Annotated in this window: 14 protein-coding genes; 12 read left to right on the forward strand and 2 right to left on the reverse strand. The window is 73.8% G+C overall.

Annotation, left to right across the window (positions count from 1 at the left end; genetic code table 11):
* Positions 1 to 13 precede the first annotated feature (13 nt).
* The 6 genes from ACFXAZ_RS27350 (at position 14) to ACFXAZ_RS27375 (ending at position 7,377) form a co-directional block, all read left to right on the forward strand.
* Positions 14 to 688, forward strand: a complete 675-nt coding sequence (locus ACFXAZ_RS27350; protein ID WP_384596612.1) for a histidine phosphatase family protein — start codon at positions 14 to 16, stop codon at positions 686 to 688.
* A gap of 215 nt (positions 689 to 903) precedes the next feature.
* Positions 904 to 2,523 (forward strand): ABC-F family ATP-binding cassette domain-containing protein, encoded by a 1,620-nt coding sequence (locus ACFXAZ_RS27355; RefSeq protein WP_384596614.1) that lies wholly within the window; start codon positions 904 to 906, stop codon positions 2,521 to 2,523.
* Between the two features lie 127 nt (positions 2,524 to 2,650).
* Positions 2,651 to 2,878 carry a DUF6158 family protein gene (locus tag ACFXAZ_RS27360; RefSeq protein ID WP_384596616.1) on the forward strand — a complete coding sequence of 76 codons (228 nt, stop codon included), beginning with the start codon at positions 2,651 to 2,653 and terminating at the stop codon, positions 2,876 to 2,878.
* Between the two features lie 443 nt (positions 2,879 to 3,321).
* The gene (locus ACFXAZ_RS27365; protein ID WP_384596618.1) at positions 3,322 to 4,137 is read left to right on the forward strand and encodes a hypothetical protein; all 816 of its coding nucleotides are present in this window, start codon (positions 3,322 to 3,324) and stop codon (positions 4,135 to 4,137) included.
* A 931-nt stretch (positions 4,138 to 5,068) separates the two neighbouring features.
* Complete coding sequence (locus ACFXAZ_RS27370; protein ID WP_384596620.1) at positions 5,069 to 6,331, forward strand: aminotransferase class I/II-fold pyridoxal phosphate-dependent enzyme; 1,263 nt, start codon at positions 5,069 to 5,071, stop codon at positions 6,329 to 6,331.
* Positions 6,328 to 7,377 carry an MBL fold metallo-hydrolase gene (locus tag ACFXAZ_RS27375; RefSeq protein ID WP_384596622.1) on the forward strand — a complete coding sequence of 350 codons (1,050 nt, stop codon included), beginning with the start codon at positions 6,328 to 6,330 and terminating at the stop codon, positions 7,375 to 7,377. The genes ACFXAZ_RS27370 and ACFXAZ_RS27375 overlap by 4 nt, the downstream gene beginning before the upstream one ends.
* Before the next feature lie 243 nt (positions 7,378 to 7,620).
* Here ACFXAZ_RS27375 and ACFXAZ_RS27380 read toward each other — a convergent pair whose 3' ends face one another.
* Together ACFXAZ_RS27380 and ACFXAZ_RS27385 are read right to left on the reverse strand one after the other, a co-directional pair.
* Entirely contained in the window at positions 7,621 to 8,247 is a 627-nt protein-coding gene (locus ACFXAZ_RS27380; protein ID WP_384596623.1) for a DedA family protein, read from the reverse strand.
* On the reverse strand, positions 8,244 to 9,017 hold the full coding sequence (locus tag ACFXAZ_RS27385) for an MBL fold metallo-hydrolase (protein ID WP_384596625.1): 774 nt from the start codon (positions 9,015 to 9,017) through the stop codon (positions 8,244 to 8,246). The genes ACFXAZ_RS27380 and ACFXAZ_RS27385 overlap by 4 nt, the downstream gene beginning before the upstream one ends.
* A gap of 83 nt (positions 9,018 to 9,100) precedes the next feature.
* On the opposite strand from ACFXAZ_RS27385, the gene ACFXAZ_RS27390 reads away from it, so the two are divergent.
* The 6 genes from ACFXAZ_RS27390 to ACFXAZ_RS27415 all read left to right on the forward strand — a co-directional run.
* The gene (locus ACFXAZ_RS27390) at positions 9,101 to 9,520 is read left to right on the forward strand and encodes a hypothetical protein (protein WP_384596627.1); all 420 of its coding nucleotides are present in this window, start codon (positions 9,101 to 9,103) and stop codon (positions 9,518 to 9,520) included.
* A 339-nt stretch (positions 9,521 to 9,859) separates the two neighbouring features.
* Positions 9,860 to 12,007, forward strand: a complete 2,148-nt coding sequence (locus ACFXAZ_RS27395; protein ID WP_384596629.1) for a phage holin family protein — start codon at positions 9,860 to 9,862, stop codon at positions 12,005 to 12,007.
* A 156-nt stretch (positions 12,008 to 12,163) separates the two neighbouring features.
* Entirely contained in the window at positions 12,164 to 13,225 is a 1,062-nt protein-coding gene (locus ACFXAZ_RS27400) for an ATP-binding protein (RefSeq protein WP_384596631.1), read from the forward strand.
* A complete protein-coding gene (locus ACFXAZ_RS27405; RefSeq protein ID WP_384596633.1) occupies positions 13,222 to 15,024 on the forward strand; it encodes a hypothetical protein in 1,803 nt (600 codons plus the stop codon). The genes ACFXAZ_RS27400 and ACFXAZ_RS27405 overlap by 4 nt, the downstream gene beginning before the upstream one ends.
* A 96-nt stretch (positions 15,025 to 15,120) precedes the next feature.
* Complete coding sequence (locus tag ACFXAZ_RS27410) at positions 15,121 to 15,546, forward strand: OsmC family protein (protein ID WP_384596635.1); 426 nt, start codon at positions 15,121 to 15,123, stop codon at positions 15,544 to 15,546.
* A gap of 181 nt (positions 15,547 to 15,727) precedes the next feature.
* Positions 15,728 to 15,793: Hsp70 family protein (locus ACFXAZ_RS27415; RefSeq protein WP_384596639.1), on the forward strand; the 66-nt coding region annotated here is incomplete at its 3' end.

Below are 15,793 nucleotides of genomic sequence, written 5' to 3' on the forward strand. Positions count from 1 at the left end.
GGGAATGCCCTCCATGCGTCTGATCCTGATCCGGCACGGCCAGACCAGCGCCAACGTGGACATGCTGCTCGACACGGCGTTCCCGGGCGCCGGTCTGACAGATCTGGGGCGGCGCCAGGCGGCGGCCCTGCCGGGGGCGCTGGCCGCCGAGGACATCGGGGCCGTGTACGCGTCCACGCTGACCCGTACCCAGGACACCGCGGCCCCGCTGGCCGCCGCGCGCGGCCTCGACGTACGCGTGCGCGACGGCATCCGGGAACTGGCGGCGGGCGATCTGGAACTGCTGCCGGGCTGGTCCCCGGACGGCGAGCGCTACATGCGCACGGTGGTCGCCTGGATGAACGGCGACACCGCACTGCGGATGCCCGGCGGGGAGAGCGGCGACGAGGCGCTGGCCCGCTACGACGCCGTGGTCGCCGAGGCCGCGGCGAGCGGCGCCGGGACGGTGGCCATGGTCAGCCATGGCGCCGCGATCAGGCTGTGGACCGTCGTCCGCTCGACCGGCGTCGACGTCGCCTTCGCCGCCGCCCACGGCCTCCAGAACACCGGGATCGTCCTCCTGGAGGGCACACCGCAGGACGGCTTCAAGGCGCTGAGCTGGGAGGGCGCCGCGCCGGGACCGCGGGGGGAGGGCGGGCCGACGGGACGGCCGGTGGATCCGGGCGGACCGGGCCCGCGGCCGGCGTAGCGGCCGGCACGCCGATCGGTACGGCGATCGGCACGGCGACGGGTACGGCAATCGGTACGGCGATTGGCACGGTGACGGGTACGGCAATCGGTACGGCAATCGGTACAGCGACTGGTACGCCAATCGGTGCAGCGTCAGTGATCGGTGCGGTGCGCGGCACCGCGGCCGGATATCGGTTTGCCCAGACCGCCATGGGCCTCACAGAATGCGTAACCATGGGACATCTGGAAGCCGCGCACCTTGAGTACTACCTCCCCGACGGGAGGGCGCTGCTGGGCGATGTGTCCTTCCGCGTCGGCGAAGGCGCCGTCGTCGCGCTCGTCGGGCCGAACGGCGCGGGCAAGACGACCCTGCTGCGGCTGATCGCCGGCGAGCTGAAACCGCACGGCGGCGGTGTCACCGTCAGCGGCGGGCTCGGTGTGATGCGCCAGTTCGTGGGGTCCGTACGGGACGAGACGACCGTACGGGACCTGCTCGTGTCGGTCGCTCCGCCGCGGATCCGCGAGGCCGCCCGGGCGGTGGATGTCGCCGAGCACGCCATCATGACCGTCGACGACGAGGCCGCCCAGCTGAAGTACGCGCAGGCGCTCGCCGACTGGGCCGAGGCACGCGGGTACGAGGCGGAGACGCTGTGGGACATCTGCACCACGGCCGCGCTCGGAATGCCCTACGAGCGAGCCCAGTTCCGGCAGGTGAGCACCCTCTCCGGCGGTGAACAGAAACGGCTGGTGCTGGAGGCGCTGCTGCGCGGCACCGACGAGGTACTGCTCCTGGACGAGCCCGACAACTACCTCGACGTCCCCGGCAAGCGCTGGCTGGAGGAACGGCTCAAGGAGACCGCCAAGACGGTCCTGTTCGTCTCCCACGACCGGGAACTCCTCGCCCGCGCGGCCGACAAGATCGTCTCCGTGGAGCCCGGACCGGCCGGCGCCGACGCCTGGGTGCACGGCGGCGGCTTCGCCACCTTCCAGGAGGCCCGCCGCGAGCGCTTCGCCCGCTTCGAGGAACTGCGCCTGCGGTGGGACGAGAAGCACGCCCAGCTCAAGAAGCTCGTCCTGAACCTGCGTCAGGCAGCCGCCAACAGCGACGCCATGACCTCCCGCTACCGCGCCGCCCAGACCCGGCTGCGCAAGTTCGAGGAGGCCGGGCCGCCGCCGGAGCCGCCGCGCGAGCAGGACATCCGGATGCGGCTGAAGGGCGGCCGGACCGGCGTCCGCGCGGTCACCTGCCAGTCCCTGGAGCTGACCGGCCTGATGCAGCCCTTCGACCTGGAGGTCTTCTACGGCGAGCGGGTCGCCGTCCTCGGCTCCAACGGCTCCGGCAAGTCGCACTTCCTGCGGCTGCTGGCGGGCGGGGAGGTGACCCACACCGGGCTGTGGAAGCTCGGCGCGCGGGTCGTGCCGGGGCACTTCGCGCAGACCCACGCCCACCCGGAGCTGGCCGGGCGCACCCTGCTGGACATCCTGTGGAAGGAATACGCCCAGGACCGGGGCGCGGCGATGTCCCGGCTGCGGCGCTACGAGCTGACCGGACAGGCCGAACAGACCTTCGATCGGCTCTCCGGTGGCCAGCAGGCCCGTTTCCAGATCCTGCTCCTGGAACTCCAGGGCGTCACCGCGCTGCTGCTGGACGAGCCGACCGACAACCTGGACCTGGAGTCGGCGCAAGCGCTCCAGGAGGGCCTGGAGGCGTTCGACGGGACGGTCCTCGCGGTCACCCACGACCGGTGGTTCGCGCGCTCCTTCGACCGCTTCCTGGTGTTCGGCAGCGACGGGCGGGTGCGGGAGTCCTCGGGGCCGGTGTGGGACGAGCGGCGGGTCGAACGGGCCCGGTAGCCGCCGGTCAGGTGGCGGGCCCCCTGGCGGGGGCCCCTGGCTGGGCGGGCGCGCGTGGCAGGGCGGCGTGAAGTGAATGTTCGTACAGTGGAGGCAGCACGCACGGACACGACGATCGGGGCACCACATGACCGGAGTCGACCCGGGTCGCCTGGACGACCAGCAGCTCATGAGAGAGCTGGAGACCATCCACCGCACGCGCCACGACACCCTGCTGTACGGGTCCAATGACGCGTTGCGGACGCACAACGAGCGGATGGCTCAGCTGGAGGGGGAGTATCTGCGGCGCAACCCGGCACGCTTCGTCGCGGCGGGGCGGACGCGGGACGGGGCTCGGGAGCGTCCCGTACCGTAGCGCTCCGCTTGGGGCGCGGTTGCTGGTTCGTCGGGGTTGCTGATTCGTCGGTGGGCGCGGGTGGGTGGGGGGTGCTCGCGCAGTTCCACGCGCCCCTGGAGGGGCGTTGTCGTCCCCTTTGCGGGATTCACTCGGTTGGGCCGTGGCGGCGCGCGGGGGGAGTGCGGGCGGGCTGTGATGGGGGCGGGAGGTCGGTTCTCTCCCGCTTGCCGTCGGTTCGAGGAGTTCGCCCCATGCGCCGCAGCCCCTGTTTTGTGTCCGTGGCCGTCGTGTCGGTGGCCGTCGTGGCTGGTACCGCGGGTGCCGCGCCGGCTGCTGTTGGTCCGGCTGGTGCCGCTCCGGGTGGTGTTGCTTCGGGTGGTGGTACTCAGGTTCGTGGTGCTCCGGCCGGTTTTGCGTCCGCCGGTTTTGCGTTGGCCCCTGCCGCGGAGCCGGCCGCCGAGGTGAGTCCGGCGAGCGCGCGGTCGGGCGGGAGCGTCACCATCTCCGTCACCTGCGGTCACGTCGGCGGGACCGCGCCCCGGACCATGAACGCCACCTCGCGGGCCTTCACCGAGGGCAAGGTCGCCCTCCGGTTGGCCTCCGGTGGCGAGGACGGCGGCTCCGGGCCGGTCTACCGGGGCATCGGCAGGATCTCGGCCACGGAGAACGCCGAGGGCGGCAAGGGGGGAGTTGTGGGGGGTCAGGTGGGGGGTGCGGGTGGTCACCCGGAGGGCGTGGGGGGTGCAGCGGTGGGTGCGGGGGGTCCGGCGAAGGGCGTCGCTGCCGGACGGGACTCGGTGTGGACGGTGGGTGGCACCTGTCCGGCGGCACGCGGCGGCAAGGGCAAGCAGTGGACCGCGACCTTCACTCTGACGCGGGGCGAGGGCGAGGGCGCGGGTGAGGGCGGGAGCGGGCGTGGAGACGGGCACGGAGACGGGAGCGGGGTTGGGCGTGGGGACGGGCAGGGGAGTGGAGACGGGAGCGGGCGTGAGGAGGGGCAGGGACGTGGGGAGGGGGACGGGAATGTCCATCGGCCCTGCCCCACCGGTCGGGAGGGGCACGAGTCCACCGGCCGGGAACATGAATCCACGGGACGGGGGACGTACGAGTCCGGCTCGTGCGCCCCGGCGACCGTCGATCACGGAGTGCACGCGGGCGCGGGCGGCGCCTTCACCGACTCCGCGCCCGCGCTGGTGGCCGGCGGCTTGTTGATCGCGGGAGCGTTCGGCGGGGCCGCGTACCGGCTGCGCCGCAGGACGCTCCGCGCGGAGGGCTGACGGCCAGGCGGGGCGGGTACGCGGAGCGCGGGGCACCCAGTGGCCGCCATGCCCGCCGTGCCCGCCCGGGGCACCGGGCACCGGACCCTGGGATCTCGGGGCCCCGGGGACGACGGGTTCTCGGGATCACGGGATCACGGGATCACGGGTTCTCGGGCTTCCGGGAGGACGGGTCCTGGGGGATCGTGGATCCTCGGCCCTCGGCCCTCGGGTTTTCGGGACCCCGGTTTCTCCAGCACCCCGGGTCTTCGGATCCTCGGATTCTCGGGAACCCAGGGTCGTCGGGGAACTGGGCCCGGCTGTGTCGATCGCGGTGGCCAGCCGCGCGGCGTGTAGTCGGCCCTGGGCCCTTGGGGATCTCGGGTTCTCCGGCGCCTCGGGTTTTCGGGACCTCGGGGACCACGGGTCCTCGGGTTTTCGGGAACCCCGGGGCCTCGGGGAATCGGGCCCGGCCGTGCCGATCGCGGCGGCCAGCTGCACGGCGTCCAGTCCGTCTCAGGTCCTCGGGGACCTCGGGTCCTGGTGGACCACGGGGATTCCAGGATCTCTGGGACCACGGGCCTCGGGGACCACGGGTTCTCAGGACCTCCGGACTCCGGGTTCTTGGGATCTCTGGACCCCGAGACCTTCCGGACCTCGGGATCTCTGGACCCCGGGTCCCTCCGGACACCCGGACCCCCGGACACCCGGGACCCTCCAGATCCCCCGGGCCTCTCGGACCCCGGGGACCCCCGGACTTCGGCCCCACCTGGGCCCCGAACCTCCGGTCCCGGAGGCCCCCGGGGAACCTAGGGAAACCTAGGGACCGGGGACCACCAGGCACCACACCCCCCACACCCCACCACCGCAGCGCACGGCACCAAAACGCACCCCACGCCACCCACACCACCACCCCTGCCCCTGCCCCACAACGCACCGCACGGAGGTACGGATGCGGCGGACCGAATCGGAGAGTCATGGCCCCGTCCGGCACGGCCCCGTTCGTTACGGGCCGCACCTGCCGGACGATGGGCTTCCGCCGCTGCCGGAAGTGTCCGCCGTGCTCGCCGCCGCGGCCGGGCGGGCGCGAACCGAGCCCGTCGGCGGCGGCCCGGCCCTGCTGGAGGCCGCCTGCGGCTACTGGGAGCGGCGCGGCCTGCGCACCCGACCCGAGCAGGTGGCGGCCGGGCCCGGGGCCCACAGCCTGCTGCTCGCGCTGACCGCCGCGCTCGGCGGCGACGTCCTGGTGCCCCGGCCGTGCGCCGCCTGGTGGGCGCCGTACGCGCGGCTGCTGGGGCGGCGCCTGTTCCATGTCGCGACCCCGGCCGAGTGCGGGGGCGTACCGGACCCGTACGCGCTGCTGGAAACCGTGCGCCGGGTGCGGGACGAGGGCGGGCGGCCCCGGCTGCTGGTGCTGTCGGTCGCCGACGACCCGACCGCGACCGTGGCCCCGCCCGAACTGCTGCACCGGGTCGTGGAGGCCGCCGCGGGCGAGGGACTGCACCTGGTCAGCGACGAGACCTGGCGGGACACCCGGCACCCGCCGTACGACACCGTGCAGCTCAGCCCCGCCGAGATGCTGCCCGAGCGGGTCACCGTCGTCAGCGATCTCGCCGGGGCGCTGCTGCCGCCCGCCTGGCCCGCCGCCGTCGCCCGGCTCCCGGCCGGAGCCGACGGCGAGGACCTGCACGCGCGCGTGCTGGACGTCCTGACCGCGCTCGGCGCCCCGGTGGCGGGCCCGGTCGCCGCCGCCGCCGGCTACGCGCTCGACGAGCCCGAACCGGTCACCGCGCGGGTCGCCGCCGCCGTACGGCTGCACGCGCGCGTGGCGCACGCCGCGCACACCGCCGTGGTGGCCGCGGGCGCGCTGTCCCTCCCCCCACGTGCGGGCCGCCATCTGTACGTCGATCTGAGCCCGCTGCGGTCCGCGCTCACCGCGCGGGGCGTCGGTGACGCCCAGGATCTGGAGGACTTCCTGGGCCACCGGCTCGCCATGCCCGCGCCGGGCGGCCACCGCTTCGGCGACGACCTCGCCGCGCTGCGCGTCCGGCTGGCCACCGGGCCGCTGCTGGGGGCCACCGACGCCGAGCGCGCGGCCTGCCTCGCCTCACCCTCGCCGTGGGAACTGCCGCACGTGCGACAGGCGTTGATCTCTTTGGGTTCGGTCTTCGACGAACTCCGCGACGACGCTCAGCGACGGGAGCCTCCGCGATGACGCAGCAGTCCGAGTCGACCACGAGCACGGGCACGGGCACCCGGCAGTCCTCCGGCGGGCCGGGCGCCACCCCCTACCCGCCACTGGCCGAGCCCCGCCCGCTGGCCGAGCTGCGGGTGTGGCCGCGTGCCTTCCACGACCGGCTGACCGCCCCGCTGCCCGGCATCAAGGCCCTGGCCCGCTTCGCCCGCGAGGGTGCCGTACGACCCGGGCGCGACGGCCTCGCCGACATCCCCCGGCTGCCCTTCGCCCCGGGCCCGCTGCCCCGCGTCGGCGCCCGCGCCATCGCCGTCACCTGGGCCGGACACGCCAGCTGGGTGCTGCGCGTCGGCGGCCTGACCGTGCTCACCGACCCGGTCTGGTCCCGCCGGATCCTGGGCACCCCGCCGCGCATCACCCCCGTGGGCGTAGCCTGGAGCGCGCTGCCCCCCATCGACGCCGTCGTCATCAGCCACAATCACTACGACCACCTGGACGCCCCCACCCTGCGCCGCCTCCCGCGCGAGACCCCCGTCTTCGCCCCGGCCGGGCTGGCCCCGTGGTTCCGCAGCCGGGGCTTCACCACGGTCACCGAGCTGGACTGGTGGGAGGGGGCCGAACTGCGCGGCGTGCGCTTCGACTTCGTCCCCGCCCACCACTGGTCCAAGCGGACCCTGACCGACAGCTGCCGCACGCTGTGGGGCGGCTGGGTGCTGACCGACCCCGACGGCCACCGTGTCTACTTCGCCGGTGACACGGGTTACGGCCACTGGTTCACCCGTATCGGCCGCCGCTATCCCGGCATCGACCTGGCGCTCCTCCCCATCGGCGCGTATGACCCCCGGTGGTGGCTCAGCGATGTGCACTGTGATCCGGAGGAGGCGGTGCGGGCCGCCCATGATGTGGGCGCGGCCCGGATGGCGCCCATGCACTGGGGCACCTTCGTCCTGTCCGCCGAGCCCGTCCTGGAACCCCTGACCCGAGTCCGCACGGCCTGGGAGGCGACAGGCCGCCCGAGAACGGATCTGTGGGACCTGCCGGTGGGCGCGTCGAGGGTTCTGGAGTGATCAGGAGTGGGGGTGGGGTGGGGTGGGGTTGGGTGGAGCCGGGGGTCCGGGTGCGGGAGCGTCGTGGTCGCTCGCGCAGTTCCCCGCGCCCCCAAAAGCCAAAAACCCGGTTCCCCGCGCCTCCGAATACCCAAAGCCCAGTTCCCCGCGCCCCAAAAGAACGGGTGGCGTCCGGCGCGTGTTTTTCAGGGGCGCGGGGAACTGCGCGGCCGGCCCACCACAACCCGCATCGGCCCGGCCACCTCAAGCCTCCCGAACCCCCCGAACCCGACGCCACACCGCGGGCCCCGCGCTGATGACGACCGTCAGGACCACCGCCGCCACCACACCCTCCCAGGGCTCGCTGAACAGCGACCCGCCGAGAACCCCGATCAACTGATACGTCACGGCCCAGGCCAGACAGGCCGGCACATCCCCCCGCGCGAACCTCCGCAGCGGCCACTCCGCCATCAGACACGCCAGCATCACCGGCAACCGCCCCGCCGGTACCAGCCGCGACAGCACCAGCACCGCCACCCCGTGCTCGGCCAGCTTCTGCTGGGCCTGCTCCAGCCGGTCCTCGGGCGCCCGCGCCCGTATCGCCTTCAGCCACCGCGACCCGTTCCGCGACCCCATCCCGCGCTGCCCCAGCCAGTACAGCGCCACGTCACCGAGGAACGCCGCCAGCGACGCGGTCACGAAGACCAGCGCCATCGAGAAGGGCGCGGTCTGGTGGAACGCCACCACCGCCGCCGAACTGACCAGCGCGCCCGTCGGCACCACGGGTATCAGCGCCCCCAGCAGCACCAGCACGAACAGCGTGGGATAGCCGATCGCCTGCTGCGTGCTCTCCGGCGGCGCGTTCGTGGCAGCCGCCGCCAGCCAGTTCACCGGGCAACCTCCGGCCGCACCCGCTCGCCGTGCGACAGCCGGTGCACGGCCACCCCGGGCGCGCACTCCGCCGCGAGCCGGACGAATTCATCGCCGGGCGCGTGGAATTCGTGCGGGCGCACCGCGTCCATGCCGATGGGCCAGTACGTGCCGTAGTGCACCGGCACCGCGCTGTGCGCCCCGAGCCGGGCCAGCGCCTGCGCCGCCCGCCCCGCGTCCAGATGCTCCTCGCCCAGATACGGGCCCCAGCCGCCCACCGGCAGCAACGCCACGTCGACCGGCCCGACTTCCTCGGCCATGGCGTCGAAGAGTCCCGTGTCCCCGGCGAAGTACGTCCGCGCCTCGCCCTCCACCACGTAGCCGAGCGCGGGGGCGCGACGCGGACCGACCGGCAGCCGCCGCCCGTCATGGCGTGCGGGCACGGCCCGTACCACGAGGTCGCCGACCGTGATCGTGTCGCCGGGCGTCACCTCCACGAGCTGGAGATGCGCCAGCCTGCGGATGCCGGTCACCGCCCGGGTCGCGCCCCGGGGCACCAGCACCCGGGGGCCCGGCGCGAGGCTCGCCAGCGAGGGCACATGGAGGTGATCGGCGTGCAGATGGGAGACCAGGGCGACGTCCGCGCGCCGGGCGTCGCCCGGGGGTACGTCGCCCCGGCGGCGGCGCAGATGAGCGAGCCGGCGGGCGAACAGGGGGTCGGTGAGGACGCGTACGTCCGAATCCTCGACCGTGCAGGTGGCGTGGCCCCACCAGGTGATCTCCACCGGCACCCCTTTGCCTCCTTCGCGCGACTCCCCCGAAGCCTACGCGCAGCGGTAGGGTCGGCGGCGAAACCCGGAGGTGAGGGGGGCCCATGGGAGAGCTGCGCGGTGCCTCCGGCACGCGTGTCACGGCGATCGCCAGTCTGACGCCGCTGGAGGAACTGGACGCCGATCCGTTCCTGGTGGACTCGCGCAGCCAGCACGCCATGTGCGCCCGGTGGGCGGCCGAACGCGGCTACGTGGTCACCCGGCAGTTACTGGTCTCCGGGTTACGGCCCGACCACTGCATCCTGTGGGACGACGTGCGGCCGGGACGGGACGTCTTCGTGGCCCCCAGCAGACGGGTGCTGGAGAGCGCGCTGGCGTCCGTGGAGGAGTTCACCGAGGAGTGCGCCCGCCGGGGAGTGCGCGTGGAAACCGTCGGCCGCGCGGAACCGGTGTACGACGCGCAGATGAAGGCCCGCGTCCACCGCCGACTGTCCCTGCCGACAGCGGGCTACGACGGCCGCTGACCACCCACCGCCGGCCGGCTGCCGCCGGGGCCGCCGAGCCGCCAACCCCCTCTCGCCGGGCCTCCGACGTCCCAAGCCGGTCCGCCAGCAGGCTGCCGCCGGGCCGCGCTGAGCCCCCACCTGTCCGACGCTGAGCCCCCACCCGTCCGACGCGGGCCCCGGGCCTGTCCGACGCCGAGCCCCCTGTCCGAGCCGAGCCCAGCCGTCCGACGCCAGCCTCCGCCCCCGTACCTCCCACCCCTGTACCCTCCACCCCCTCCCTCCACGAAGAATCGATTCCTCTCGGCGTTGTGACAGGGTGGAGGGCAGGCCCGTGTCCGTCTTGGGTCGGGAGGTGAGGTGCGGGGAGTGCGTTGGCGCAAGGTCGTCAGTCAGGTGGGGCGCAGCGCCACGGTATGGGCGGTCAGCACCGTCACGATGCTGATCCTCGCGGGCATCCTCCCGGACTTCCAGTTGCAGTCCGCCGACGGCGACAGCGCCACCCGGATCGCGATCACCGCCGCCCTCGGCGCCGGCGGCTTCGGGCTGCTGTCCGCGCTGGTCTGGCCGCTGATGGTCCGCTTCCTGCTGCTGGTGCCCGCCCTGGTCCTCGGCCTGCTGGTGTTCTTCCTCAACGGCGCGCTGCTGCTCATCGCCCTGCGGCTGAACCCCGCCGCCCGCGGTGACGCCTCCCCGGAGACGGCCGTCGTGGTGGCCGCCGTGATGTCCGCCGTCGCCTCCGCGACCGGCGCCGCCCTCGCCGTGCGCGACGACGACGCCTACCGCCGCCGGCTGTACCGGCTCGCCGACCGCCGCCGCACCCCCCTGCCGCCCGGCCCGGTCACCCACGGCACCGTCTTCCTCCAGCTCGACGGCGTCGGCCACGACGTACTGGAGGCCGCCGTCCGCAAGGGGCTGATGCCCACCGTCGGACGCTGGCTCGGTGCCGTCGACGGCACCGGGCCCACCCACCGGCTGATCCCCTGGCGCACCGACTGGTCCAGCCAGACCGGCGCCAGCCAGCTCGGCATCCTGCACGGCAGCAACTTCGACGTGCCCGCCTTCCGCTGGTACGAGAAGGACCAGCGCGAGGTCATGGTCTGCAACCGGCCCACCAGCGCCGCCACCCTCCAGCGCCGGGCCGTCGAGCGCACCGGCGACGGCGGGCTGCTCACCGCCGACGGCGCCAGCCGGGGCAATCTGTTCAGCGGCGGCGCCGACGAACAGGCCCTGGTGCTGTCCATCGCCGCCCGGCGGCGCAGCCGCGCGAACCGCTCCCGCGCGGGCTACTTCGCCTACTTCTCCGACCCCGCCAACGCCGTACGCACCGCCCTGTCCTTCGTCGCCGAGGTCGGCCGTGAGGTCGGCCAGTCCAGCCGGGCCCGGCTGCGCAAGGTCCGGCCGAGGGTCTCGCGCGGCGGCCTCTACCCCCTCATCCGCGCCTTCGCGACCGTCGTCGAGCGGGACGTCGTGGTCGCCGCCGTCATGGGCGACATGCTCGCCGGTCGCACCTCCGTCTACGCCGACCTGGTGGCGTACGACGAGGTGGCGCACCACTCCGGGCCGCACAGCCGGGACGCCGAGCGGGTCCTCGCCCGGCTCGACCGCTCGCTCGCGCTGATCGAGAAGGGCGCCGAGCACGCCCCGCGCCCGTACCAGATCGTTCTGCTGTCCGACCATGGGCAGAGCCCCGGCGAGACGTTCCGCTCCCGCTACGGGCTCACCCTCGGTGATCTGGTCCGGGCCGGGAGCGGGCTGCCCGTGCCGCGCAGGGCCCGGCGCACCCGCAGTGGCGCCGAGGCGCGGGCCGCCGTACGGGCCGCGCTGCGCCGCCCGGTCGAGGAGAGCGGCGAGCACCACCGCCCCTCGCGCCGCTCGGAGCCGATCGTGCTCGCCTCCGGCAACCTCGGCCTGGTCTCCTTCCCGGACGTGCCGCACCGGATGACCAAGGAGGAGATCGACGCCCGCCACCCCGCCCTGCTGCCGACCCTCGCCAACCACCCCGGCATCGGCTTCCTGCTGGTGCGCAGCGAGGAGCACGGGGGCGTGGTGCTCGGCGCCTACGGGAGCGAGATCCCGCTCGCCGACCTGGACGGCGCCGCCCGGAGCCCGCTCGCGCCCTTCGGTCCCGGCGCCGCCGACGCCGTACGCCGCACGCACTCCTTCCCGCACACCGCCGACATCATGGTCAACTCCTTCCACGATCCGGCCGACGGAGAGGTCCTCGCGTTCGAGGAGCAGATCGGCTCCCACGGCGGTCTCGGCGGCTGCCAGGGGCGGCCCTTTCTGCTCTCGCCCCTCGCGCTGTCCGCGCCGGTCGGCGACGGGGCCGAACTGGTGGGCGCGGAGCGGGTGCACCGGGTGCTGCGGCGCTGGCTGCGGGAGTGCCATGGGCCGCAGGTGCCGGTGGCCGTCGCGGACGTCGTGCCGGATGCCGGTGAGGTGACGGGGGAAGCGGATGGTGGGTTCGGTGAGCCGGGTGGGACGGATCCCGTCCCCGCCCGGTAAATCGGCTGCGCCGTCCCCGTCCATTGCCCACACTGTTCGAGTCGAGCCGGAGCGCGCACGCATGCCGCCCTGCCCGGCCGTTCGGCGCGTCCGCGCCCCACATCCCTCTCACCCGTCCCCCCCCTCATCCCTCACCCCGCGCCCAGGAGTAGTCACTTGCAGGCAGCCGTCACCGTCACCCCCGCCCGGATACCCGAACTGCTGCTCGGGCTCGCGACCGTGCGGCCGGTGTTCCTGTGGGGAGCGCCCGGCATCGGGAAGTCCTCGCTGGTGCGGGAGTTCGCGGCCTCGCTGGGGCTGGAGTGCGTGAGCCTGCTCGGCACCCAGCTCGCCCCCGAGGACCTGATCGGCGTCCCGCAGATCCGCGACGGCCGCTCGGTGTTCTGCCCGCCCGAGGCCATCGCTCGCGACGAGCCGTACTGCCTGTTCCTGGACGAGCTGAACGCGGCGAGCCCCGATGTGCAGAAGGCGTTCTACTCGCTGATCCTGGACCGCCGGATCGGCGCCTACGAACTCCCCGAGGGTTCCCTTGTGATCGGCGCCGGGAACCGCGCCACGGACAACGCGCTGGCCCGCCCGATCGCCTCCGCGCTGGTCAACCGGCTCGCCCATGTCCATCTGGAGGCGTCCCCGAAGGACTGGCTGGTATGGGCGGCGGCGAACGGCGTCCACCCGTGGATCCAGGACCACCTCACCGACCGGCCCGACCATCTGTGGTCCAAGCCGCCCAAGACCGAGGAGCCGTTCTCAACCCCCCGCTCCTGGCACATGCTCTCCGACGCCCTGCACTCCTTCGGCCGCGACCTGGACGAGGAGACCCTCAAGGTGCTCGCCCACGGCATGCTCACCCCCGCCCACGCCACCGCCTTCCGCGGCTACGTCAAGATCGTGCGCAGCCGGTTCGGCATCGAGGCGATCCTCAAGGGCGAGGCCCACTGGCCGCACCGGGTCGAGGACCGCGATCTGCTCTACTACCTCGCCGACTCCTTCCGCGGACGCCTGGTCAAGGAACTCCCCGTGAGCAAGGAGCACATGTCGGCGAACGGGCGGCAGACCGCGTACCGCGCCAAGTCGCTGCTGGTGCAGCTCGCCGAGATCTCCGTCGAGGTCGCCCAGACCGTGATCGCCGCCGACGCCGACGGCAACCCCGTACTGCCCTCCTGGTTCCTGATCGAGGCGGCCCGGGACATGCCCCGGCTGGTGGAGGCCCGGCGGTGAGCCGGGCCAGGGCCGCCGGGCGCCGGAAACGGGACATCGCGGGCGAGGCGTTCGCCACGGGCCTGGCGGAGGTGATGGCCAACCCGGCCCTCCAGGCGGTGGATTTCGACCACTGCCGGGACGAGGACTGCGCCCTCGCGCCCCGCGACGGCCTCATCCGCGTCGACTCCGACGGCGTCCTGCACTCCCACCCCGACCGGCTCGCCGACCCGGGCGACTGGGCATGGGCCCTCGCGCACGCCGCCATCCATCTCGGCTTCGGGCAGGTCCCGGCCGCCAAGGGCCCGCGTGAGCAGCCCGACCGCTACGACCTCGCGGCCCGCTGCGCGGTCGTCAACCGCTTCCTGCTCACCTTTCCCATCGGCCGCACCCCCGAGGAACTGCCCGGCTCCTACCCCGACGGCGACGAGGAGCGGCTGGCCGCGCGCTGGCGCCGCACCGGCCTCCCGGCGGCCTACGCGCACTGCGGCACCGCCGGACCGGAACCCGACCTGCTGCTCGTCCCCTGGGAGAGCTGGTACGGGCAGCAGCCGCCCGACCGGCAGCTCGCCTTCGCCGACGCCCTCACCCGGACCATGTCCGCCGCCCTCGACCTCGCGGGCGGGCGTCGCGACACCCTGGACGGCGAACTCGCCCCGCGGCGGCCCTGGGAGCGCGCCCTCGGCTGGTTCGTCGCCTCCTACCCACTGCTCGGCGGCATCGCGGCCGGCATCGAGCTGATCGCCGACCCCGAACTGGCCCGCGCGCACGGCATCACGGTCGCCGCCGTCAACGCCGAGGCGGGCGAGATCTACGTCAATCCGCACCAGGCGCTGGACGACGAGGAATGGCGGTTCGTCCTCGCCCACGAGATGCTGCACGCCGCCCTGCGCCACGGCGACCGCCGCGGCACCCGCGACCCCTTCCTCTTCAATGTCGCCGCCGACTACGTCATCAACGGCTGGCTGTGCGAGATGCAGGTCGGCACCATGCCCGAAGGACTGCTCCACGACCCCGCGCTCGCCGGGCTGTCCGCCGAGGAGGTCTACGACCGGATCGCCGGCGACCTGCGCCGCGTCCGCCGGCTGTCCACCCTGCGCGGCAAGGGCACCGGCGACATCCTCGGCGGACCACTGGGCGCCCCGGGACCGTACGTCGACCTGGACGAGTTCTACCGGCGCGGCCTCGCCCACGGCTTCGACCTGCACACCACGCAGGACCGCGGCTATCTCCCCGGCGGTCTGATCGAGGAGATCCGCGCGCTCAGCCACCCGCCGCTGCCCTGGGACGCCCGGCTCGCCCGCTGGTTCGACGAGTTCGTGCCGCGCCCCGAACCCCTGCGCTCCTACGCCCGCCCCTCACGCCGCCAGTCGGCCACCCCGGACATCCCGCGCGCGGGCCGCCACTTCCCGTACGAGGACGTCCCGCGCTGCACCTTCGGCGTGATCCTGGACACCTCCGGCTCCATGGACCGCACCCTGCTCGGCAAGGCGCTGGGCGCCATCGCGTCGTACGCCGAGGCCCGGGACGTGCCCGCCGCGCGGGTCGTGTTCTGCGACGCGGCCCCGCACGACGCCGGATATCTGCCGGTCACCGAGATCGCCGGGCGGGTCCGGGTGCGCGGGCGCGGCGGTACGGTCCTTCAGCCCGGGATCGATCTGCTGCACCGCGCGGACGACTTCCCGCCCGGCGCGCCGGTGCTCGTGATCACGGACGGCTGGTGCGATGTGCTGCGGGTACGGCGCGAGCACGCCTATCTGATCCCCGAGGGCGCCCGGCTGCCGTTCACCGCCCGTGGCCCGGTCTTCCGGGTGCGCTGAGCCGGAGTGTGACGTAGCCCGGTGTTCCGGGTGCGCCGAGCCGGAATGTGATCGGATAGGGCGCGAGAAACGCACTCGTATGCGAAAGGAACCACCGTGGCCACCACGCGCTCCGCACACACCGTCTGGGAAGGCAATCTTCTCCAGGGCAGCGGCGTCGTCACCTTCGACTCCTCCGGCATCGGCGAGCAGCCGGTGTCCTGGCCGTCGCGTGCCGAGGCCGCCAATGGCAAGACCAGCCCCGAGGAGCTGATCGCCGCCGCCCACTCCAGCTGCTTCTCCATGGCGCTGTCGCACGCCCTGGCCGGCGCCGACACCCCGACCACCAAGCTGGTCACCTCGGCGGACGTCACGTTCCAGCCGGGTGAGGGCATCACCGGTATCCACCTGACCGTGGAGGGCACCGTGCCCGGCATCGACAACGACACGTTCGTCGCCGCCGCCGAGGGCGCCAAGGCGAACTGCCCGGTCAGCCAGGCCCTCGCCGGGACGACGATCACCCTCACGGCGAAGCTCGCCTGACCCTCGTACCACCGCGCACACGTCGTGCCGCATCCCGGCTCCAGGGGTGCGGCACCGTCGTTTCCGGGTGCTTCCGGGACAGATGCCGCATTGACAAGGCTTCGCGTGCGTTCTCTGCTGGAAGGGAACCGTCCGGTGGAAGTCCGGGAGTCCGGTGGGAGTCCGGTGGAAGGTGACAGTCATGGCACGCGCGGTCGGGATCGATCTCGGGACCACGAACTCGGTGGTCGCCGTCCTGGAGGGCGGT

It is taken from the genome of Streptomyces sp. NPDC059477, assembly GCF_042749375.1.
Taxonomy (GTDB): domain Bacteria; phylum Actinomycetota; class Actinomycetes; order Streptomycetales; family Streptomycetaceae; genus Streptomyces.

What these genes read in the sequence shown, in the direction of transcription:
- ACFXAZ_RS27350 (WP_384596612.1), top strand. Translation starts at nt 14, where the DNA reads ATGCGTCTGATCCTGATCCGGCACGGCCAGACCAGCGCCAACGTGGAC.
- ACFXAZ_RS27355 (WP_384596614.1), top strand. Translation starts at nt 904, where the DNA reads ATGGGACATCTGGAAGCCGCGCACCTTGAGTACTACCTCCCCGACGGG.
- ACFXAZ_RS27360 (WP_384596616.1), top strand. Translation starts at nt 2,651, where the DNA reads ATGACCGGAGTCGACCCGGGTCGCCTGGACGACCAGCAGCTCATGAGA.
- ACFXAZ_RS27370 (WP_384596620.1), top strand. Translation starts at nt 5,069, where the DNA reads ATGCGGCGGACCGAATCGGAGAGTCATGGCCCCGTCCGGCACGGCCCC.
- ACFXAZ_RS27375 (WP_384596622.1), top strand. Translation starts at nt 6,328, where the DNA reads ATGACGCAGCAGTCCGAGTCGACCACGAGCACGGGCACGGGCACCCGG.
- ACFXAZ_RS27390 (WP_384596627.1), top strand. Translation starts at nt 9,101, where the DNA reads ATGGGAGAGCTGCGCGGTGCCTCCGGCACGCGTGTCACGGCGATCGCC.